Source organism: Streptomyces sp. NPDC053427, from assembly GCF_044544985.1.
Taxonomy (GTDB): Bacteria; Actinomycetota; Actinomycetes; order Streptomycetales; family Streptomycetaceae; genus Streptomyces.
This window is the reverse complement of sequence record NZ_JBITYA010000003.1, coordinates 100935-121254: the sequence shown is the minus strand read 5'-3', so window position 1 is coordinate 121254 and position 20320 is coordinate 100935. Positions and strand designations below refer to the sequence as shown.

21 protein-coding genes and 1 pseudogene are annotated in these 20320 nt (G+C 70.2%); 11 read left to right on the top strand and 11 right to left on the bottom strand.

Annotated elements, in window-relative coordinates:
- The 3 genes from xdhC to ACIGWZ_RS08510 all read left to right on the top strand — a co-directional run bounded on the left by xdhC (position 1) and on the right by ACIGWZ_RS08510 (position 2738).
- The gene (xdhC, locus tag ACIGWZ_RS08520; RefSeq protein WP_400063234.1) at positions 1 to 915 is read left to right on the top strand and encodes a xanthine dehydrogenase accessory protein XdhC; all 915 of its coding nucleotides are present in this window, start codon (positions 1 to 3) and stop codon (positions 913 to 915) included.
- Positions 916 to 1148: 233 nt separating this feature from the next.
- A complete protein-coding gene (locus tag ACIGWZ_RS08515; RefSeq protein WP_400063232.1) occupies positions 1149 to 1967 on the top strand; it encodes a class I SAM-dependent methyltransferase in 819 nt (272 codons plus the stop codon).
- Between the two features lie 54 nt (positions 1968 to 2021).
- Positions 2022 to 2738: a transposase family protein gene (locus ACIGWZ_RS08510; protein ID WP_400062184.1), complete on the top strand. Its 717-nt coding sequence runs from the start codon at positions 2022 to 2024 to the stop codon at positions 2736 to 2738.
- A 65-nt stretch (positions 2739 to 2803) separates the two neighbouring features.
- On the opposite strand, the gene ACIGWZ_RS08505 is transcribed toward ACIGWZ_RS08510, so the two are convergent.
- The 5 genes from ACIGWZ_RS08505 to ACIGWZ_RS08485 form a co-directional block, all read right to left on the bottom strand.
- Entirely contained in the window at positions 2804 to 3286 is a 483-nt protein-coding gene (locus ACIGWZ_RS08505; protein WP_400062182.1) for a hypothetical protein, read from the bottom strand.
- Between the two features lie 441 nt (positions 3287 to 3727).
- Entirely contained in the window at positions 3728 to 4153 is a 426-nt protein-coding gene (locus tag ACIGWZ_RS08500) for a DUF4267 domain-containing protein (protein ID WP_400062180.1), read from the bottom strand.
- A 106-nt stretch (positions 4154 to 4259) separates the two neighbouring features.
- On the bottom strand, positions 4260 to 4610 hold the full coding sequence (locus ACIGWZ_RS08495; RefSeq protein WP_400062178.1) for an antibiotic biosynthesis monooxygenase family protein: 351 nt from the start codon (positions 4608 to 4610) through the stop codon (positions 4260 to 4262).
- 25 nt (positions 4611 to 4635) lie between these two features.
- A complete protein-coding gene (locus ACIGWZ_RS08490; RefSeq protein ID WP_400062176.1) occupies positions 4636 to 4941 on the bottom strand; it encodes a VOC family virulence protein in 306 nt (101 codons plus the stop codon).
- A gap of 53 nt (positions 4942 to 4994) precedes the next feature.
- Positions 4995 to 5441, bottom strand: a complete 447-nt coding sequence (locus tag ACIGWZ_RS08485; protein ID WP_400062175.1) for an anthrone oxygenase family protein — start codon at positions 5439 to 5441, stop codon at positions 4995 to 4997.
- 90 nt (positions 5442 to 5531) lie between these two features.
- Between ACIGWZ_RS08485 and ACIGWZ_RS08480 the strand changes: the two genes are divergently transcribed.
- From ACIGWZ_RS08480 to ACIGWZ_RS08470, 3 genes are all read left to right on the top strand, one after another.
- Complete coding sequence (locus ACIGWZ_RS08480) at positions 5532 to 6110, top strand: TetR/AcrR family transcriptional regulator (RefSeq protein WP_400062173.1); 579 nt, start codon at positions 5532 to 5534, stop codon at positions 6108 to 6110.
- Between the two features lie 271 nt (positions 6111 to 6381).
- Entirely contained in the window at positions 6382 to 7527 is a 1146-nt protein-coding gene (locus ACIGWZ_RS08475) for a hypothetical protein (RefSeq protein WP_400062171.1), read from the top strand.
- Positions 7524 to 8693, top strand: a complete 1170-nt coding sequence (locus ACIGWZ_RS08470) for a hypothetical protein (RefSeq protein WP_400062169.1) — start codon at positions 7524 to 7526, stop codon at positions 8691 to 8693. Before ACIGWZ_RS08475 ends, ACIGWZ_RS08470 begins: the two co-directional genes overlap by 4 nt.
- A gap of 453 nt (positions 8694 to 9146) precedes the next feature.
- Here ACIGWZ_RS08470 and ACIGWZ_RS08465 read toward each other — a convergent pair.
- Positions 9147 to 9277 (bottom strand): annotated as a pseudogene (locus ACIGWZ_RS08465) (NAD(P)-dependent oxidoreductase); the annotation flags it as partial.
- A gap of 163 nt (positions 9278 to 9440) precedes the next feature.
- Here ACIGWZ_RS08465 and ACIGWZ_RS08460 point away from each other — a divergent pair.
- Positions 9441 to 10637 (top strand): hypothetical protein, encoded by a 1197-nt coding sequence (locus ACIGWZ_RS08460; protein ID WP_400062167.1) that lies wholly within the window; start codon positions 9441 to 9443, stop codon positions 10635 to 10637.
- A gap of 357 nt (positions 10638 to 10994) precedes the next feature.
- On the opposite strand, the gene ACIGWZ_RS08455 is transcribed toward ACIGWZ_RS08460, so the two are convergent.
- Both ACIGWZ_RS08455 and ACIGWZ_RS08450 read right to left on the bottom strand, forming a co-directional pair.
- Positions 10995 to 11654: a YceI family protein gene (locus ACIGWZ_RS08455; protein ID WP_400062166.1), complete on the bottom strand. Its 660-nt coding sequence runs from the start codon at positions 11652 to 11654 to the stop codon at positions 10995 to 10997.
- Between the two features lie 343 nt (positions 11655 to 11997).
- Positions 11998 to 13794, bottom strand: coding sequence for a purine-cytosine permease family protein (locus ACIGWZ_RS08450; protein ID WP_400062164.1), 1797 nt, complete (start codon positions 13792 to 13794; stop codon positions 11998 to 12000).
- A 582-nt stretch (positions 13795 to 14376) separates the two neighbouring features.
- Here ACIGWZ_RS08450 and ACIGWZ_RS08445 point away from each other — a divergent pair.
- Complete coding sequence (locus ACIGWZ_RS08445; RefSeq protein ID WP_400062162.1) at positions 14377 to 14688, top strand: putative quinol monooxygenase; 312 nt, start codon at positions 14377 to 14379, stop codon at positions 14686 to 14688.
- A 217-nt stretch (positions 14689 to 14905) separates the two neighbouring features.
- Here ACIGWZ_RS08445 and ACIGWZ_RS08440 read toward each other — a convergent pair whose 3' ends face one another.
- Both ACIGWZ_RS08440 and ACIGWZ_RS08435 read right to left on the bottom strand, forming a co-directional pair.
- Positions 14906 to 16123: an MFS transporter gene (locus ACIGWZ_RS08440; protein WP_400062160.1), complete on the bottom strand. Its 1218-nt coding sequence runs from the start codon at positions 16121 to 16123 to the stop codon at positions 14906 to 14908.
- A gap of 158 nt (positions 16124 to 16281) precedes the next feature.
- Positions 16282 to 16875, bottom strand: a complete 594-nt coding sequence (locus tag ACIGWZ_RS08435; RefSeq protein WP_400062158.1) for a malonic semialdehyde reductase — start codon at positions 16873 to 16875, stop codon at positions 16282 to 16284.
- A 115-nt stretch (positions 16876 to 16990) separates the two neighbouring features.
- Here ACIGWZ_RS08435 and ACIGWZ_RS08430 point away from each other — a divergent pair, with 115 nt between their 5' ends.
- Positions 16991 to 17497: a MarR family winged helix-turn-helix transcriptional regulator gene (locus ACIGWZ_RS08430; RefSeq protein WP_400062156.1), complete on the top strand. Its 507-nt coding sequence runs from the start codon at positions 16991 to 16993 to the stop codon at positions 17495 to 17497.
- A gap of 231 nt (positions 17498 to 17728) precedes the next feature.
- On the opposite strand, the gene ACIGWZ_RS08425 is transcribed toward ACIGWZ_RS08430, so the two are convergent.
- A complete protein-coding gene (locus ACIGWZ_RS08425; RefSeq protein WP_400062154.1) occupies positions 17729 to 18718 on the bottom strand; it encodes a zinc-binding alcohol dehydrogenase family protein in 990 nt (329 codons plus the stop codon).
- Positions 18719 to 18820: 102 nt separating this feature from the next.
- Between ACIGWZ_RS08425 and ACIGWZ_RS08420 the strand changes: the two genes are divergently transcribed.
- Together ACIGWZ_RS08420 and ACIGWZ_RS08415 are read left to right on the top strand one after the other, a co-directional pair.
- On the top strand, positions 18821 to 19276 hold the full coding sequence (locus ACIGWZ_RS08420; protein WP_400062152.1) for a MarR family winged helix-turn-helix transcriptional regulator: 456 nt from the start codon (positions 18821 to 18823) through the stop codon (positions 19274 to 19276).
- A gap of 260 nt (positions 19277 to 19536) precedes the next feature.
- Positions 19537 to 20316: an alpha/beta fold hydrolase gene (locus ACIGWZ_RS08415; RefSeq protein ID WP_400062150.1), complete on the top strand. Its 780-nt coding sequence runs from the start codon at positions 19537 to 19539 to the stop codon at positions 20314 to 20316.
- Positions 20317 to 20320: the final 4 nt, after the last annotated feature.

Below are 20320 nucleotides of genomic sequence, written 5' to 3'. Positions count from 1 at the left end.
ATGACCTGGGTGGCCACGGTCGCACGGTTGCGAGCCCGCCGGGAGCCCGGCGTGCTGGTGACCGTCGCGGCCGTGCGCGGCCACGCGCCCCGCCGGGCCGGTGCCAAACTCGTTGTGGGACAGACCGAGACCTGGGGTTCGATCGGTGGCGGCAACATCGAGGCCGTCGCGATCGATCGGGCCCGCGAGCTGATCGGCACGCTCGAGTCGGAGCCCGAGCTGATGGAGTTCGCCCTCAACGACAAGGTCACCAACCGACACGGCGTGCAATGCTGCGGCGGAGCCGTCACCGTACTGCTCGAACCGCTGCCGGTGGTCCCAGCGGTGGCGATCTTCGGCGTCGGGCACGTCGGGCTGGAGCTGGCACGCATCCTGGCACGCCACAACCTCGATCTGCACCTGATCGATAGCCGCCCCGACATACTCACCGGCGAACGGCTCAATGTGCTCGCGGATGCGGTGGCGCAGATCCACGTGCACCACACACCGCTGCTTCCGGAGGAGGTGCTCGCGGAGCTGGCACCCGGCACCCACATCCTGATCATGACCCATGATCACGCCGAGGACGCGGCACTGGCCGACGCCGCCTTGCGCACCACCGATCTCGGCTCGATCGGACTGATCGGCTCGGCCGCCAAATGGGCGCGGTTCCGGCACCGCCTGGCCACCGAGGGCGGCCATGACGCCGCCACCATCGACCGGATCAAGACCCCGATCGGAATGACCGAGATCACCGGCAAGGAACCCGCCACGATCGCGGTGAGCGTCGCGGCAGACTTGCTCTGGACCTTCGAACACGACCGCCTCTCGACGGTGCCGAACGCGGTTGCCGCGGCCACCACCGGTGACGCATTCGCCGCAGCCATCGCACCGGTCAACTGGCCTTCTGCTTCTGCTACCCACCCGGCCCGGTAACGCCGGCCATAGTTGGCGGGTACGTGGCCGGCCAACCAGCGCGTACCGGCTACCTGGTGGACCCGCGCCCCTCGCCGGCCCGCTCCGGCGAGGCGGCCGGCCGCAATGCGCGGCCAGTGCGCGCATGCCCGGCCGGCCGCGCAGGAAGCCGGCTCCCCTCATCAGGCCCCTTGGAATCGATCATCTAGGCTGATGCGGTGGCTGATGAGCGGGAGCGGGTGCAGCCGTCGGGAGTGTGGGCCACGGCGGTGGGGGTCGCCAGGGTGCGGGCGCTGGAGACCGAGCGGGAGAACGCGCTGTTCCGCGACCCACTGGCACAGGCCTTCGCCACCGCCGGCGGCCTGTGGCCCTCCTCGCCGCCGCCCGATGACGAGACCGCGCGACGCCGCCGGCTGGCCGTGTCGCTCTCCGTCGTCATCAGGACGAAGTTCCTCGACGACCTGTTGCAGCAGGCCTCCGCGTCCGGGGTCCGGCAGGTCGTGCTGCTCGGCGCCGGCATGGACAGCCGGGCCTTCCGGATGGACTGGCCCGAGGGCACCCGGCTGTTCGAGGTCGACACCGCCGCGCCACTGGACTTCAAGGCCTCGGTGCTGCGCCAGGAGCGGGCCGTCGCGCGCTGCGAGCGGATCACCGTCGCGGTGGATCTGCGTGAGGACTGGCCAGGCGCGCTGGCCGCCGCAGGGCACGACCCGGCCGCACCGACCGTGTGGATCGCCGAAGGACTACTGATCTATCTACCCGAGGATGCGGTGGAGCTGCTGCTGGCCCGGATCAGCGCGCAGTCGGCGGCAGGCAGTCGGATGGGGCTGGCATTGGGCTCGCGCGGCGTGGTCGAGCGCTTCGGCGCGGACGCCGCGCCGGGATCGGCGGCGTCCATGTGGGTCTCGGAGATGCCCGACGACCCGGTGGGCTGGCTGGCCGGGCACGGCTGGGAGGCCGACAGCCACACCCTGCGCGAGCGCGCTGCCGCCTACGGCCGCCCGCTCAGCACCCCGCCGCAGCGCGAGGAGCGCCCCGGCGGACTGATCTCGGCGGTCCGCTACGACCACTGAAGTCCGCCCGAAAATCGCCTGGCTGGACGGTGGTGTGGTCGAAGGTCCTTCGCCGTGAACGACGTGCTGCCGCAGTTGAACGAGCTGCTGTTCTCCTCGGTCGAGGGCGTGTTGGTGGAATCGGTCGAGGTGATCGACACGGTCGTCCGGGTCGAGGCCCGTACGACCGCAGGGCGGGCGGCCGGTCCGGGGTGCGGGTGCTGGTCGGGGCGAATACACCGCTCCTACCTGCGATTTCCTCGTGATCTGCCGACGGCGGGCACGTTCGTCGTGGTGTCATTGCGGGTGCGGAGGTTCGTCTGCGAGGAGGAATCCTGCGAGCGCATGACCTTCGCCGAGCAAGTACCCGGTCTCACCCGCAGGTTCGGGCGACGGACCGAGCGGCTGCGGTCGACGCTGGTGTCGGTCGGTCTTGCGGGCCCGCGGTCGGCAGGAGTGGGCACGCGTAGGAGCTTGGCGAGCCGGGGCACCTTGGTGAAGCGGCCGGTGGTAGGTGCCGGCGACCGCGCCGGAGCGCGAGCGGCACGGCGAGCCGGGATCGACCCGGGTCACCCGCTCGGCGCGAACCGGCACGACTCGCCGCTACTCGGCCCTACCCCGGCAGCGGCGAAAGAACAGGCCGGTGCGATGCCGGAGACCGTCAACCTCGACCGCGGCTACGACAGCGCCAAGTACCTCGCCGCCACTCTGGTTACGCTCCACATCCTCATCCGCCGCGCAATTCGCCTCTACCGCTGGGACGGACGCCCCAACACCCCAAGGGCCAAGTGACGTCTAATGTCGGACGGACGGTACAAGCACGCGCGGACCTCCAGTTTCGCGGAGGCGGGAACGCATCAGCCGCTCTCTGCGGGATCAGGGTCCTGATAGATCTCGTATGGCTGGTCGGTCAGATCCCCCTCCACCCACACCTGCATCCCGTAGCCAATCGGCGTGGCGGGGTACAGGAGAGGCAAGTTGCTCCGAGTTTCGGCGAAATCGTCTTGAGCGTCCAGAAGCCGCAGCTCCTCGCCATGGCGTAGTACCGAACCCGTCAGGAAAGCCGGGACGAGCTCGTCGAAGCGGACCCAGTCGACCAACACCCGTCTCGTGCCTGCATCGTCAGGCATCGAGATGAGGGAATGCAGATCGACGTGTCCGACACGACGCCCGTTTTCGATGAACCAGAGGTCAGCCGTCTGGTCAAAGTGTGCGTCGACCATGTCCGGATCGTCGTTCTCAACGAAGATGTTCCGTAGCAGGAAGCGGATGTGCTCGCGGTCTCCGTAGACGAAGAAGACGCTCCAAGCCATCTGGGCGTCATTTGCGGTCTCGAGCACGTAGCAGCTTCGGCCCTCAAGCTCGTCCGGGGTTGGAATGATCTCCCCTTGTTCTCATCGGTCGGCGTTTCCCACGAGCATGGTGCCAGACACGGAAACGCCGCCCACGCTCTGCTGATTGAGTACATCACCACCGGCCGTGACGACGTACCCCACGTGAGCGCGGAGCTCGCAGTCGCCAGTGCTCCCCCAGACCGCACGGGAGTTGTGACAGCCCAGGGAGCGGGTGTCCCCGTGCTCGGGCAGCAGGGCTGCGCATTGGTCCCCTTACCGGCCAGTCCAGGTGGCCGTGGCCGCCGCGGTGCAGCGGGCCGCCTCAGCCGTCAGGTCGTCGCTCACTGGAAGAAGATCGTCTGCCTGGCCTTTCCTGACGGGCGCCGACACGCGAATACCGGCACGCGCCAAGGTGGCCCGGGTCTGGGCCACCTTGGACCGATGGGATCAGGCGAGCTGCGGGGCGGGCGTCGCCGGAGCGGCCGCGACCTTGCGGGTCTCGCGCATCATCAGCAGGCCGTTGACCACCATCAGCGTCGCGGTCAGGCAGTGGACGCCGAGCGCGATGGCCACGGAGCCGTGGTGGGCCAGCACGTTGGTCATGTCGCCGTACGCGGCGAAAGCCTCCACCAGCAGCGCCCAGCCCAGCGCCCGGCGGTGGCCCGTCACCAGCAGGATGCCCAGGACCAGGGCCAGGACGACGTCGCGGATTCCCTTGATGACCAGGAAGCCGTCGCCGTCGCCGGACGGCCAGCTCGGCAGGCCGTAGCCCGGCGCCGTCGTCTCCGGGCTCAGGATGAACTCCGTCCCGAACCAGAGGATGAAGAGGATGAAGGCGACGGTCAGGACGGTGTTGATCTTCTTCAGCGGCACTGTTCTTCTCCTTGCGAGTCTTCGTGAGCTTGGTAAGCCTGGTGCGTCGTATGGGGCCTGGTCAGGCGGCGCGGCTGCGGCTACAACCGCAGCCGCAGCCGCCGTGTCATACGTCGATCTGCTCGAAGATGTGCGGGTACGACACGATGCCGTCGGGGAACTCGGCCGCCATGCGCTGGAACTCTGGGCTGCCGAACGCCCTGGCGAGCGCCTCGGTCGACTCCCAGACCGCGACGTTCATCAGAAGCTGACTGTCCGCCGTTCCCTTGTGCATCTGCAGGGAGACGAATCCCGGCTGAGCCTTCATGAACTCGGCCTGCCTCCGAAAGAGGGCCAGGAACGCTTCGGTTTCTTCCTTCGGGACGACGAAGGTGTTGGCCAGGACGATGGGCCCGGTCTTCTCCTGGAACTGCGCGAACATCGGCGTGTGCGGGTCGAGACTCTGCAGCTTGGCCATTTTCGGTACTTCCTCTCGCTATCGGTCAGTGGGTGTCGCTGGGGCCCGCGTCCTGGGGATACCAGCGGAGTTCGAGGGTGTGGGTGTCCGGGTCCTGGATGAAGAGGGAGGTGGCGGTGGCGCGGGCAGCGAAGCGCTGGACAGGGCGCTCCAGGACGGTGAAGGTGCCCGACTTGATGACCTCGTCCCGGTCGACCGGATGCACGGTGAGGCAGCGGTGGTCGACGTCGGACTCGCCGCGCGGGCCGGCGATCAGATCGATGATGGTCTCCGGGGTGATCCACACCGACGGGGAGGAGATCGTGCCGACCCGCCACTCCGCTGCGCGCATCGGCTCCAGGCCGAGCGGTTGCGGCTGACGAGCGGGCGGGTGAGCCCGCGGGCTCAGGTGAGGGCGGCGACCAGCAGGGCGAAGGCGGCGATGATGACGGCGACGCGGACGTAGTGGAAGCGGTCCCAGCGCTTCATCTGCTCCTTCCAGTCGTCGGGCCGGTTGTCAGGGGTCCACGTCTTGCCCCGGTTGTTGATCGGGACGAGCAGCAAGATCGACATGATCACGCTGAGGATCAGCAGCGCGCCGGCGGTGACGACGAGGCCGGTGCCGTGGTGGTGCCATCCGGCGATGGCCCAGACCGCGACGAGGACGAGCGAGCCGATGTACCAGACCGGCATCACGGCGCCGAGCATCCGGCCCCCGTGGGCGCGGCCGAGTTGGCCGCTGTCACCGGGGAGTGCGTCGAGGATCCGGTTGATGACGAAGGCGACGGAGAACTCCACCCCCACCATCACGCCGACGACCACGGTGGTGACGACCTCGAGTGCGTTGAGCATGATGACCCTCTCGACATCTAGTGCTGCTAGCTGATGAGGCAACGCTAGCGCTACTGCCGCTCACTTGTCTAGCGGTGCTAGGATCGAATCATGTCGGTACAAGAACGCAAGGAGCGCGAACGGGCGAGCCGCGAGCGCCTCATCGTGGCCACGGCCCGCGAACTCGCCGAGCAGCACGGCTGGGACGCGGTCACCACCCGCCGGCTCGCCGAGCGCATCGAATACAGCCAGCCCGTCCTCTACAGCCACTTCCGCGGCAAACGGGAGATCATCGGCGCCGTCGCCCTGGAGGGCGCCGCCGAGCTGGCCGCGGCGGTGCGCGCCGCGACCGCCGCCGCGGACGGCCCGCGCGAGCGGGTGTACGCCCTCGCCCGCGCCTACCTCGACTTCGCCGCACACAACCCGGCGGTCTACGACGCCATCTTCCAGCTCGACGGCGGTCTCCCGTACGCACAGGAGGACACCCCGGAACCTCTCAAGGACGCTTTCGCCGCACTGCTGGAGTGCCTCGGCGAGGTCGCCGGGGACGGCGTCGCCCCGGGGCTGTTCACCGAGGTGTTCTGGGCGTCCCTGCACGGGGTGGCGACCCTGACCCGGTCGGGACGGCTGCCGCCGGAGGACACCGAGCCGAGGGTGGAGCTGCTGGTGGACCGGCTCGCCGTGGTCTGACACACGATCCCGGCAGGCAGCGGCGCGGGGCCCTCGGGTCCCGCGCCCTGCGCCCTTCGGAAACGTTTCGTCCCAAATGTTTCCGCGGCGCTCCCTGCAAAGCGTTTCGACCGCAACGCTTCCTGGACTCCGTTCGGCCACGGCCGGCACCCGCCTCGACCGTGTGAGCCGCCGCGGACGACTACCTGTTGAACGGCAAGATCCCATGGACGGGGCGGGCCGCTCCTGACTGATGACGGGGATACACTCCTCCGCCAAAGGGGGTCACGGGGTGAGTGAGACAGAAGAGGCGCCCGCGGCGCCTGGTCGGCTGCGCCGGGCGCTGCCGACCGGCAGGCGGGGTTGGTTGCTGCTGATATCCGCGCTGGTGCTCGTGCTTGCGGGCACCGGGCTCGGCACGTGGGCGGCGGACACATGGCCGTGGCCGAAGGACCGCTACTGCTGGGGCGCCTGGGAAGAGGGCAGCGGTCCGGACTTCCTCGGTGACGAGGCGTTCGGCGACGATGACGACGGGTCACGCACCGGCAAGGAGACGGCGCCCACCCGCGAGAGCCCGACCGGAAGCTGTGAGGTCGCCATCGCCAGCGACTACAAGAGCAGTTACGACGGCGACCAGGTCTCCACCGACCAGCGAGTGACCGTCGAGTACGGCCCGGTCCCCAAGACCGCAAAGGCCCGGCTCGCGATGATCCAGGACGGTTTCCTGGGCGGCGACATGGTCCCGCTCCCGGACGGCCTGCCGGGCACGGTGAACGGGCGTGGCGGCCTGCTGGTACTCCCGAAGTCCTGCGATACGCAGGACGGCCGGCCGACCGTCGTCACCATGCAAGCGTCCGGCACGTACAGCAGCGGCCCTTCGTACACCCAACACGATCCGGCCGATCTGGGCGGCGCCCGGGAGGCGGCGGTGCTGCTCGTCGCGGCGGCCAACCATGGGATGGCGGCGGCCGGTTGCGCGCCGGACGAGCCGCTGAAGGTCAGCTCGCCGGTCTACGACCTGCCGGGCAACAAGGAGAGCATCTTCGGCGCGTCTGACGACGTCTGCGGCATCCGCGGCCTGCACCTCGCCACGGAGGACATCGAGGACCAGACCGGCGCGGTCACCCGCGATCTGCAGACGTGCAGTGTCCGCGGCGATCGCGACGGCATGCCGTACCTGAACCTGGCGATGGTCGCGCAGCCCCGGCTGGCCGCGGTGTTCGACGGCATCGCGGGCGAACGCTCCGCGGTCCGCGGATGGCGCGGCACCGGAACCATCGGCGAGGAGCACGCGATCGTACGAGCCGACTGCGCCGGCCGGCCCGTCACCTTCCTGATGGGCGCCTCCACCGACCCCGACCACCTCGCCGCCTTCGCCAACGCGGCCGCGGCCCGCCTGGGCTGCGCCCCCATCGCCCCCAAGGGAGCCGCCCGGTGAGCAGCACACCGAACGAGCCGAACCGCTACGAGCAGCCCCTGCCCGCCGAACGGGAACTGCTCAGCGAGCGGCGCCTGCGCCGGTGGCACTGGCGCAGGCTGCTGCGCGGCCGGGTCCGACCGCTGCTGGCCGCGGGTCTCGCCGGGGTGCTGCTCGGCGTCGGCGGGATGGCCTGGCAGACGCAGGCCGGGCCGTTCGCGCCGGACGGGCTGTGCTGGGGCGCACTGTCCCGCGACGACCTCGCCCCGACGTTCCGCGAGCCGGAGAACGTCAAGGCGGTCGAGGCGCCCGTGCTGCACGGTGGGCACTCCCTGGACGGCCCCACCGGCAGTTGCCAGTTGACGAACAGCGACGGCGACGCATGGGCGCTCACCGCCCGGGTGCACCGGCTGGACGACCGTAGCGGCGACGACGGCAAGTGGGCCGACGAGTTCCTCTCCGCCCGTCTCACCCCGCTCGGCGGCGGCCTGCTGGGCATGGCCTCGGACGACCGCGCCTGGCTCGCCATTCCGGACGGCTGCCTGGGCCGCCCCGGCGACTTCGACGGGCCGACCGTCGTGGACATCGCCCAGGGCAGCTGGATCAGCGACAACGAGCCGAGGACCAAGGAGCGGGACGGGATGGCCCGCATGGTCGTGAAGCTCGTCAACAAGGTCAGCGCGGACCTGGGCTGCGCCGGCACGATCGCCGATCCGGTCGAACGCCTGCCGAAGGCCGCCCGCTACACCCGCACGGAGAAGCCGAACGCGCTCTGCGGCATCGAGGGGCTGACCCTGGGCAAGAAGCGCCGGCCGGTCCGGTACCCGATGATTACCGACGGGCACGGTCCGGTGCGCACCTGCGACCGGGACATCACCGGCTCGCAGCCGAAGCAGCGCCTGATGACCGTCGAGGACCCGCGGCTGGCCGCGATCTTCACGAGGATGACGCTGGACGAGGGCGACCGGGTGCGCTCCGCCGCCGGCTCCGGCGGCCTCGGCCCCAACCTCGGCGTCTTCCGGGCCCGTTGCCAGGCGGGCGAGACGGTGTTCCTCGTACAGGCCAACGAGGGCGGGACCGGCGCGGACGTGCGTACCCTCTTCCCCCGCTACGTCGAGGCCGAGGCCGCCCGCCTCGGCTGCGGCCCGCTGAAGCTGAACCTGCCACGGCCGGGCGGGAGCCGCTGACTCCCGCCCGGCACCGTGCCGTCAGTCGCCGCAGATCCTGTCGGTCAGGGCGAGGCGGTGGCGGGGGCGACGGCGCGTCACCGTGCAAGCCGTGCCGCAGGCCATTCTGATGACGCCACATGCCGCCGAGTAACGCGCCGTGAAGAAGGGGAAGTCGTGTGTGGCCGCCCCCTCGACAAGGCTGAGACTGATCGTTCCCTCACGGAGCCATCGGAGGCGAACGGGGTGACGGGGAAGAAGAGAACGCGATCGAGATGCATACAGCTCTCCTGAGGGGAGTATCCGAGCGGCATTGCACGGCCGGTCGCGTTCAGGTAGTTGAATATCATCCAGCTTCATGAACTTCGAGTATGCGGGAATGTACGAGCGCTCATGAAGGGCGTCAAGGGCCGTGCATGGATCGCTCCGCCCGCCGCCGGCTCAGTGCGGCCAGATCGGGGGCCGGGTGCGCAGGTCCCAGTAGAGGGAGGCGAGATCCTCGCCGAATCTTTTCGACAGACCGTAGAAGGGATCCGGGCACCGGGGCACCGGGGCACCGCCGGGTGAGGAGTGATGCCCACCGCGTGATTGCTGGGGGCGAAGACACATCCCTTTCGTCGAGGCCCGCTCGGCGGCACAACACCCTTGACCGGCCGACGGGGTGGGCATAGCGTCTCAATGAGGTTCAGAATTATGAACCACAAACATGAGTGTGTACATGCCTTGTGCAGACCCTGTCCAGACCTCTGACGGAGATGGGTGCCGACGATGAAGGCTTCCGCGTTTCTGTATCCCTGGGATGTCGTGGGCGATCCCCATGCCGCCCGACGCCTGGCCGACCTGGGTGTACGGCAGGCCACCCTGGCGTCCGCCTATCACTCGACCCGCGCGCTCACCCCACGCCATCCCCGGCACCTGGTCGTCACCGCCCCGCACTCCGCGGTGTACTACCCGCCGGACGCCCTGCACTGGGAGGGGCAGCCGCTGTGCCCGTACCCCCAGGGCTGGGTCGCCGGCCCCGATCCGTACGGCGAGGCCGCCGCCGCACTGACCGACGCGGGGATCGAGGTGCACTCCTGGGTGGTGCTCGCGCACAACTCCCGTCTGGGCGAGGAGCACCCCGACAGCTGTGTGGTCAACGCCTACGGCGACCGGTATCCCTGGGCACCGTGCATCGCCCGCCCCGAGGTACGCACCTACCTCACCCTGCTGGCCGCGGAGGCCGCCGTGCGGCCGGGGACACACGGCACGGAGCTGGAATCGTGCGGCTGGTACGGGCTGGCGCATCTGCACGCCCACGACAAGATCGCCGGGGTGCCGTTCACCGGCGCCGGGCAGTATCTGATGTCGCTGTGCTTCTGCGCGGACTGCCGCGACGGATACGCCTCACTCGGCGAGGACCCCGACGCGCTGCGGGCCGCCGTCGCCAAGGCCCTGACACCGCTGCGGTCGGGCCGGTCCCTGAACGACGGTCGGACGGACGAGTGGGCGGAGGTCGAGACGCGGCTCGGCGCGCGGCGTGCGGCCCTCGTCGCCCGGTGGCGCCTTCTGGTCGCGCACAGCCTGCAGCGCGAGGTCGTCGCCGCGGTGCGGGACGCGGCGCACGACCCCGCGTTCCGGGTGCTGCTGCACGCGGACCCCGCGGCGCACCACTGCGGCGCCAACGTCGGCGTCCGACCCGCCGAAATCCTCACGTTCACGGACGGCCTGGTCCTGCCCTGCACGGGAGGCTTCCAGGCACGCACCGACTCCCTCACACCGTTCGCGCCGTACCGCACCGAAGACACCACCCTGGCCGCCAACTTCACCATCGTCACCGGAATGGGCGGCAGCCCCACAACCCTCGACGCGGACGCCGCACACGCCGCGGAACTGGGCGCCAACGAGATCCGGCTCTACCACGCCGGCCTGGCATCGGACACGGACCTCGCCGCGGTCCGGGCGGCCCTGTCCCGCCTCGGCTGAGGCAGACGGATCGCCGACGACTTTGCCAGGGGCCTGCAACAACTTGGGACGTTCGCCGACGAGGTGACCGACGACGCCTACCTCGGCGTCAGCATCGACCACGCGGACGGCGCCCTGTCCGCGCGCCCGACCACCCCTACACCCGGGCCCTGCTCCTGTCCGCCCCCGTTGCCGACCTCGCCGAGCAGCGCCGACGCAGAGAACTGCGCCTGGCGCCGGAGCCGCCGAGCACGGCTCGTCGCGCAGGATGCGCTCGGGCCGGTACGGCGGCGGGCCCATGACGAAGTCGGTGCCGGCCCGCGGCTCGCCTCGTCGAGGGGTGCAGGCGTACGGAACGCAGGGGACCTTCCGGGGCAACTACTCCTGGGGCATGGCCCGGATCGCGGAGATGTCGAACTGGAGCCGAACTTTCTCGCTCACCATGGCGCCGCCCGCCTCCAGGCGTTGGTTGTAGACCAAGCCCCAATCGGTGCGGTCGATGGTGGTGGTGCCGTCGAAGCCGGCTCGCTCATAGCCGAACGGGTCCAGGACCGAGCCGAGGTAGTCGAGTTGCAGCTCCACGGGCCGGGTGACGCCGCGGATGGTCAGATCCCCTGTCATACGGAAGCTCTCCGTACCCTCGTGGACCGTGGAGGTACTGCGGAACACCATCTCCGGGAAGCGGCGTGCGTCGAAGAAGTCGGTGCCGATGAGGTGTGCGTCCCGCTGATCCACACCCGTGTCGACGCTGGCGACCCGAATGACGAGTTCGGCCCGGGACCGGGAGGGCCGGGCTCCGTCGAAGTACAGCGTGCTGTCGTAGTCGGCGAAAGCACCCCGCACCGTCGTGACCATCGCGTGCCGCACGGAGAATCCGATGCGGCTGTGCGGGCGGTCGATGGTCCATTCCCCGGTCAGCGCGCGAAGTGCGGGGTCCAGCGCGACTCCGGAGGCGTCGGCCGCCGGGAAAGGCGTACGGGGCCCGGCAGCCGGCGTCGGCTCGATGGTCGCGCTCTGGCGACGGCTGAAGATACCCATGCGGTCGTAGCCTCCCTCGAATTTGATTACTCCGTGCTATCACGGCACGGGCAGGCGCCGAACAGCGAGATGGACGGCCTCGTCCGGAATCCATGCTGCCGACGGCAAAGATCCACAAGATCGACACGAACATGGATGCACTGTCAGGCAGGCCGGAGTCACGCATTGTCACCCCGGCGCTCGCTTCGCGCGCCGAGATTCCGCAGGGCCCTGCCCACAGCGGCGGTTGCACCCACGGCGAGGGCTGCCTCGGCAGCCCGGAGTGCTGCACGAAGACGGCGAAGCGGTGGGCCGCCCAAAGGGGCGCGGCCCACCGCTCGGGGAATCAGTGCAGCCGTTGGCCTCAGGCGGTGGCGGGCTCCGGCGGGAGGAGGTGGTCGCCGGTCTTGTCGGTGGTCAGGCACAGGGAGCAGACCATCGCGTCGTGGGTGTGACAGGCGGCCAGATCCGGTCGCTCGAAGCTCTGGCGGCACACATGGCATGCGTACGTCGTGGCGCTGGGGTTGCCGTCCGGGTCGAGGAGCGCTTCGGCTATGCCGTCGTCGGTGCGGCGCAGGTAGTAACGGCCCTTCGTCAGCACCGCCGTGAGCGGGGTGAGGACAAAGGCGATGAGGGCCGCGGCGACCGGCGAGTACGGCTGGAGAGCGTCACCGAGGAGGTGGAAGTACATGGCGATCGACAGGCCGGAGGCGGCGACGAACGCCACCACGCCCACCGGATTGACCGCAAAGAGCATGCCGCGGCGGAACTCGGGCGTCTTCGGGGAGAGTTTGAGCACGTACTTGTTGACGATGATGTCGGTGGCGACGGTCACGACCCAGGCGATGGCGCAGTTGGAGTAGAACCCGAGGATGGAGTTGAGGATGCTGAACATGTCCGTCTCCATCAGCATCAGCGCGAACGCCAGGTTGAGCAGCACGAAGACCATGCGGCCCGGGTAGTGCTTGGTGATCCGGGTGACGGAGTTGGTCCATGCGAGCGAGCCCGAGTAGGCGTTGGTCACGTTGATCTTGATCTGACTGATCACCACCAGGACCACGGCCAGCGGGATCACCAGCCAGGAGGGCAGCATCGCGTCGAAGGCGCCCCGGAACTGCTGGATGGGCTCGGTGGCCGCGGCGGGCCCCACCTCGGCGAGGATGTATACGGCCAGGAACACCCCGATGGCCTGCTTCAGCGCACCGAGCACCACCCAGCCCGGACCGGCCATGACCACGGCGGTCCACCAACTGCGCCGGTTCTGAGGGGTCTTGGGCGGCATGAACCGCAGATAGTCGATCTGCTCGCCGATCTGCGCGATCAGCGACAGGCACACGCCCGCGCCCAGCAGCACCGAGGCGGTGTCGATGCCGCCGTCGCCGTCGGTCCCGGCGTACGACAGGAAGCGGTCGACCGTGCCCGGGTCGGTGGTGACCAGATACAGCAGGGGGCCCACCATCAGGAGCAGCCAGATCGGCGTGGTCCACACCTGGAGCTTGCTGAGTGCCTTCATCCCGTAGATCACCAGCGGGATCACCATCAGGGTGGAGACCAGATACCCCAGCCACAGCGGCAGCCCGAGCCCCAGTTTCAGGCCCTGCGCCATGATCGAGCCTTCGAGGGCGAAGAAGATGAAGGTGAAGCTGGCGAAGATGACGCTGGTCAGCACCGAGCCGTAGTAGCCGAACCCGGCACCGCGGGTGATCAGGTCCAGGTCGATGTTGTAGCGGGCGCCGTAGTACGCGAGGGGGAAGCCGGTGACGAAGATGACCGCTGCCGCGACGGCGATCGCGGCGAGCGCGTTCCCGGTGCCGTGGGTGAGGCCGATGCCGGCGCCGATGGAGAAGTCGGCCATGTAGGCGATGCCGCCGAGCGCGGTGGTCGCCACCACCATCGGGGTCCACCGGCGGTAACTACGAGGAGCGAACCGGAGGGTGTAGTCCTCCAGGGTCTCACTGGCGGCCGCGTCCGTGGCCGCCAGTGCCGTGGCCGCCGTGTCCGCCGCGTCCGCCGCGTCCGCCGCGTCCGCGACTACCGTGCCCTTGGCTTCCGACTCCGTGACCGCCACGTCTTTGGCTGCCGTCTGCCCGGCGTCGGGCCGCTCTTCGAGGGCCGGCCCGGACCGGACGCCTTCCGCTGCCGATGGTGGGGGAACACTCATGCCACGCCTCCTGGAGGGTGATCGGGCCTGCGCTGTGTCCCCGCTTGGCGCCGTTGACAGGAGGGGAGGGTGGGAGCCCGCTCGGGGATGTCCGGGCGCGGGCGGCTGGAGACGGCAGTACGGCTCGCACCGGTGCGGGTTTCCGGTGCCCCTGCGTCAGGGCGGACCCTGCCGGACCGGTCGGTCCGTGTGTGTCCGTCAGAAGAACGCTAGGTACGGCGTATTTCATGGCCCGTCCCGCCGTGTGAAGGAGAGATTTCCGGGATCTCACGGTGCGTGGCTCCAGGCCGAGGCGAGCGTCGGCGGAGTACAAGCTCTCCGCGGGCGCATGCCGTCGCGGCCGTCAGGGCAGGGTGAATCCGGCCGGTGAGCGCGGCATCCGCTCCGTTGCCCGCGCAGATCTCGAACTCCCTCGGTTCCACGAGGAGTTGCCCGCGGGGTCGTTGGTGTGGAAGCCCGGTTGCTGCCACCCCACGGTGAAGCCCCCGTCCGCCGCCCGCCCGGCTGAAGATCGCTTATTCTGACTGGCTGCCCGAGCCTCGGCGACACCGGCGGAGGCTCAGCCCACCCCTGAGGAGCACGTTGTTCGACCTCATCGTCATCATCCGGGTCCCCGACCGCGCCGATATCGCCCTGGTTGCCGATGCCTTGGCTCGGATGCGTCCCTTGTGCCTGGCAGAGAACGGCTGCGCCGGCTGGGAGGCCTACCGGTCACACGAGGAGCCCGGCCGCTTCGTCCTGGTCGAGCGCTGGGCCGACCGCGCCCACTGGGAGGCTCACGATGCCGGTGACGCCATCCGGAAGATCTACATCCCGGAGATCCTGCCGCGCATCGAGCGCGAAGTGCATCCATGCGCGCCCGTTCGCAGCGGGCATGAAGAGGTACCCGCCTGAAAGTGTCACGCCGTTCGCCCGGCCTTGTTCGGACGCCCGTGCCCGGGAGCGTCCGGCCTTGTAGCCGCCCTCATCGGCTTCGGCCCCCTCCTGCTCTCCGTCCTCGACCGCCCCCTCGCCGGCGAACGCAGCGTGGCCCCGGCCCCGTGCGGCGAGGGAGCGCTCGCACGGTGCTGGAGCCGATGAGCCGCCTCGGTCAGGGCCGAGGCGGCGCGGTTCAGCCGCCGAGGATGATCAGGGCCGCGATCGCCGGGCCGAAGGCGCCGCCCAGCTGGTAGCCGAGGTTGAACAGGCCGATCGCCGTGGGGCGCTGGGCGGCCGGCGCGGCCTGGCTCGCGTACACCGCCAGCGTGGCCTGGCCCGCGCTCGTCGTGAAGACGGCCAGCGTCGCGACGAGCAGGAGCAGCGGCGGCCAGGGGGTCAGCACCGCGGTGAGCGGGGCCAGCGCGCCGACCGTGAGCAGGATCGTCAGGACCCGCGGGCGGCCCATCCGGGCCGAGGCCGCGGCCAGCACCATGGAGAGCACCGAGCCGGCGAGGAGCGCGAACAGCTGCCCGGTGCCGATCGTGGAGGTCGACCAGTCGGTGCGGTGGTGCAGCAGCTGCGGGATGGTGAAGAGGAGCGTGAAGTACGAGGTCGAGAAGGTGCAGGCGAGCAGGGTGGAGAGGACGAAGGTCCTGGTGCGCAGCAGTGACGCGGGGACGAAGCCCGTGGGGTGGGACCGGATGTGCAGGGCCAGCAGCGCGGCCATCACCAGGGAGGCGGTCACCGCCGGAAGCGGGAAGCGCGGGATGAGGACCAGGGCCGTCGCCAGCAGGACCAGCAGGGTGGCGCCCCGGCCGTCGAAGGGGGTGCTCTGCTGCGGTGCGGACAGGTCGGCGCGGCGCATGATCGCCGGCACGGCGAGGAGCGCGACCGCTCCGACGGCGAGGGAGACCCGCCAGGAGGCGGTGCCCGCGATCGACGAGCCGAGGAGCGGCCCGACCGCGCCGAGTATTCCGAAGCCCGCCGTGATCACGCCCATGCGGCGGACCGAGCCCGCCAGGCTCATCGCCGCGGTGACCAGGCCGGCGCCGCCCATCGCCTGCGCCGCCCGGCCCGCCATGGCCAGGGGCAGCCAGGGGGCCACGGCGACGACCACGGTGCCGGCCGCGATCAGGGCCGCGCTCAGCCGGAGCTCGGCGCCCAGTCCGCGGCGGCGCAGCAGTCCCGCCATCAGCGGGGTGCCGACGGCCACGGCCCAGGCGAAGACCGTGACGAGCCAGGTCGCCGTGTCGGTACGGACGCCGAACGATTCGGCCATGTCGGGGAGGATCAGGACCGGGCTGTTGGCGCTCGCCGCGAGCGGAGTGGCGAGCAACGCCAGCCATGCGGCGGGGACTTGGCGCGGCGCCTGGGTGGGCTGGAGGGGGCGGGTTCGGTCGAGCAGGGACACGGTGGACTCCGGAAGTCGAGGTGGGGCGAGGCGATCGGGGCGGGAGGCGTGGCGAAGCGGCAGGGACGGCCCGGGCGACCGGGAGGGGACGAGGCGGCTCGGCGGGGTCGAGCGCTCGGGCGGTCCGGTGGGCGCCGGAGCTCGGCGCGGTGAGCCGTTCAGGCGGTCGTGAAGACCTCGTCGTAGGCGAGCCGCGGCGACCGCGGGTACCAGGCGTTCTCGCCCGGACGGCCGATGTTCACGACCATCAGCGGCGTGTGGTCGTCGTCCAGGAACTCCTTCTGCACGCCCTGGAAGTCGAGTCCGGTCATCGGCCCCGCGGCCAGCCCCGCCGCGCGCACGCCGAGGATGAAGTAGGCCGCCTGGAGCGCCGCGTTGAGCAGCGCGGACTCCTCGCGGACCGGGCGGTCGGCGAACAGGAGGTCCTTGGCCTGCGGAAAGTGCGGAAGCAGCGCGGGAAGCTCCTCGTGGAACTCGTTGTCGGCGGCGAGGATCGCGACCAGCGGCGCGGCGGCGGTCTTCGGCCGGTTGCCCTCGGCCATGTGCTGCAGGAGCCGCTCGCGGGCCTCGTCCGAGCGGATCAGGACGATCCGCAGCGGCGCCTGGTTGTAGGCGGTGGGGGCGTACTTGACCAGGTCGTAGATCGCCCGGACCTGCTCCTCGGTCACCGGCTCGGTGGTGAAGGTGTTGGCGGTGCGGGCCTCGCGGAAGAGGAGGTCCTGGGCGACGGGGTGGAGGGCGAGCTCGGACATGGGGTGCTCCTGTCGTTCAACCTTGATAATCTCAACGTTGAAATAAAAGCATCTCGACTCTCTCAACGTCAAGTGTCTTAACGTTGAGAAGATGTCCATTGAGAGGAGTGCAGCGATGAGCGATGCCGTGGACGCGATCATCAGCCAGTGGGTCAAGGAGCGCCCCGACGTGGCGGAGGACCTGTGGCCCGTGGAGCTTTTCGGGCGGATCCAGCGACTGGCCCGGGTGGTCGAGAAGTCCGCCAAGGCCTCGGCCACCGCACACGGCGTGGAGCACGGCGAGTTCGACGTACTCACCACGCTGCAGCGCTCGGGGCCCCCGTACGCCCTCACCGCCGGGGCCTTCCTCAAGGCGTCCATGGTGACGTCCGGCGCGATCACCAACCGCATCGACAAGATGGAGGCCAAGGGCCTGGTCGAGCGGGTGCGCGACGGCGGGGACCGGCGCACCATCAAGATCCGCCTCACCGAGCACGGCCACGAGGTCACCCGGGCCGCGTTGGCCGACCACCTGGCGAACTACGCGCGGCTGCTCGCCGATGTGGACCGCGACGTGGTGAAGAAGACCGGCGACGGCCTGCGACAGGTGCTGGAGGCGCTCGGCGACACCGGCATCAAGTAGCGGTCGAGAGGGTCGAACGGCATCCCCGGGACCGACAGGGGGACGCGGGCCGGCCGGCGCGGTACCGCTCCGCTGCGTGCCGCCGGCGCGCCTTCCGGGAGCGCGCCGCCGCGGCATCCCGCACGGCGTCGCCACCGGAGCCGTCGGGCCGCGGCCTGCCGGTCTCGCTCGATGCGTTCACCGGGCGGGAGCGGGACGCATGCCCCCCAACTGGCCTACAGGCATTGCCGGTTACCGGCCGCTCCGTCCGGCCACCGACCTGGCTCCGAGGCGGTCGGCGACTCGGAGAACGCTCTTCCCGTCGGTGGCACCTTCGCGCAGCCGCGTCACCGCGACGTCAAGTTCTTCGGGGTCGTATTCGGCGGTGACATCGACGCGGATCCGCCCGTGGGCCAGGAGTTCGAGCGCCTGGCGAGCGGAGTGGGCGAGGCGGTCCGGGTGGGTCCGGCTCAGCAGGTTGCTGTTGTAGGTCACGAGCGACGTACCGGCCATGAGCAGGTCGTTGGTGTCGGCAAGGACGGGTTCGTAGCTGCCGATGTTGCCGTAGGCGACCAGCCGTCCGTGCGGCGCAAGCGCCTGCAAGCTGTCCCGTCGGGTCTGGCCCCCGACGGGGTCGAGGACCACATCGAACTGTTCGTGCGCGATCTCGGCCGGGAACTCGTCGCGCAGCAGGACCCGGTCGAAGCCGAACTGGGCCGCGTAGGCGGCCCTACGAGGGCTGCCGACCACCCCGACGATCCGGCCGGCGCCGGCCAGCTCGGCGAACTGGGCGGCGAGAGTGCCGACTCCCCCGGCCGCGGCATGGATCAGTACGCTCTCGCCCGCTCGCACCCGTGCCGCGTGATGGACGAGGTCATAGGCGGTCGGGGTGCCCCAGCCGAAGCCTGCCGCCGTCCGCAAGGGAACGCCGCCGGTGGGCAGCGCGAGCACCGCGGGCGTCGCGACCACCTCGGCGTAGGCGCCGGCCGTGGTCAGTGCGGCTACGGGTTCGCCCACGCGGCCCTCGTCCACGCCCGCACCGACCGCGATGATGTGCCCGGACGCCTCGAAGCCGGGGACGAAGGGGCGCGGTACGGGGAAGTGGCCGTCCCGCACCATCGTGTCGCCCCACTGGATGCCGGCGTACGCCACCCGGATCGCGACCTCACCAGGGCCGGGGACGGGCTCGTCGAGCTCGGTGATCCGGTAGTTGTCATCGCCGTCGAGAATGATCGCTCTCATGGATGCAGCCTCCTGTGCTGACTCAGTATCCTGTGTCACGGGGAACGTTAGAGATCACAGCTACCTGAGTCAACACAGATCCCTGTGTATTGGAGTGAGAAAGTGTCGGACATCCCGGTCGAGGAGTACCTCTGCACCCGGATCAAGCGGGCGGAGCAGGCGCTGATGGCGCACCACGAAGCCGTACTGCGCGGCCACGGGCTGACCATGACGCAGTACACCGTGCTGCTGGCCCTCTCCCGCGAGGGCGGCATGTCCGCCGCCCAGGTGGCCCGGTCCTGCGGCGTGACCCAGCAGAGCATGGCCACCGTCCTGGCCAACATGGAGAGCAAGGGGCTCATTCGCCGCGACCCGTCCCCGGTGCACGCCAAGGTGCAGATCGCCACGCCGACCGAGGACGGCCGGGCAGTGCTGGACCGCGCCTACGACGAGGTGATCGTCCTTGAGCGCGCACTCACCGCCGCATTCACGCCCGCCGAGCACGCCTCCCTCTGCGAACTCCTGGAGCGCACGACGGCCGTGCTCGTCGACCAGACTCCGCCCGCCCGCACCCGCTGACCCCCTTCGCCGCGCCGGCTGTCGGAGACGTCCGCCTCATGGCGTCGCGTTCCGGTGGCCCGCGGTGACGGTGCAGGCGCCCGCGGGCGCCTGCACCGTCGCGGCGACGCCGATGACAACCCGCACTTCGGTGAGCGCGGAGAGGTGAGGCTCGTCCCCACACCCGTGGCCAGGCGTATGCACGCGAAGGGCTGACGTGGAGTCGGATGCCGGCGGCTACTCTCATCCCGCTATTGATCTCACTACAGGGGAGCAGCGCTGTGCGTAACGCCGTTGTGACGACCGAGGGTGACCGGATCCGCTGGGTCGAGCTGCCGGGGCGGGAGCCTTCGCGCGTCTACCTGCACGGGCTGGGTGCCACCTCGCCCGCCTACTTCGCCGAGATTGCGCTCCATCCGCTGCTGGCCGGCCGCCGCTCCCTCCTGATCGATCTGCTCGGTCACGGAATCAGCGACTGCCCGCCGGATTTCCCGTACACCTTGGAGGCGCACGCCGATGCCCTCGCCGAGGCGCTGACCTCTGCGCGGGTCACCGGTGCGGAGCTGATCGCCCACAGCATGGGCGGCTCTGTGGCCATCGTCCTGGCCGCCCGGCACCCGCAGCTGGTTTCCCGCCTGGTGCTGGTCGATGCCAACCTCGACCCGATCCCGCGCAGGCCCGGCACCAGCGGCAGCAGCGGCATCGCCGCCTACTCCGAGCAGGAGTTCCTGGCCGGCGGTTGGGAAGAGGTCCGCGACCGGGTCGGGCCCCACTGGTGGGCCACCATGCGCCTGGCCGACCGTGCGGCCCTGCACCGCAGCGCGGTCCATCTCACCCGCGGCACCGTCCCCACCATGCGCGAACTTCTGCTGAACCTGGACATTCCCCGCACGTTCCTGCTGCCCGAGGCCGACGGACCGCTCCCCGGCACCGACGCGCTCGTCGCCGCCGGGGTGAGCGTGGTCCCCATCCCGCACTGCGGGCACAACATCATGCTGGACAATCCGGATGGCTTCGCCCGCGCCACCGCGGCAGCCCTGGCCGACCGAGGGCAGGACTGACCAG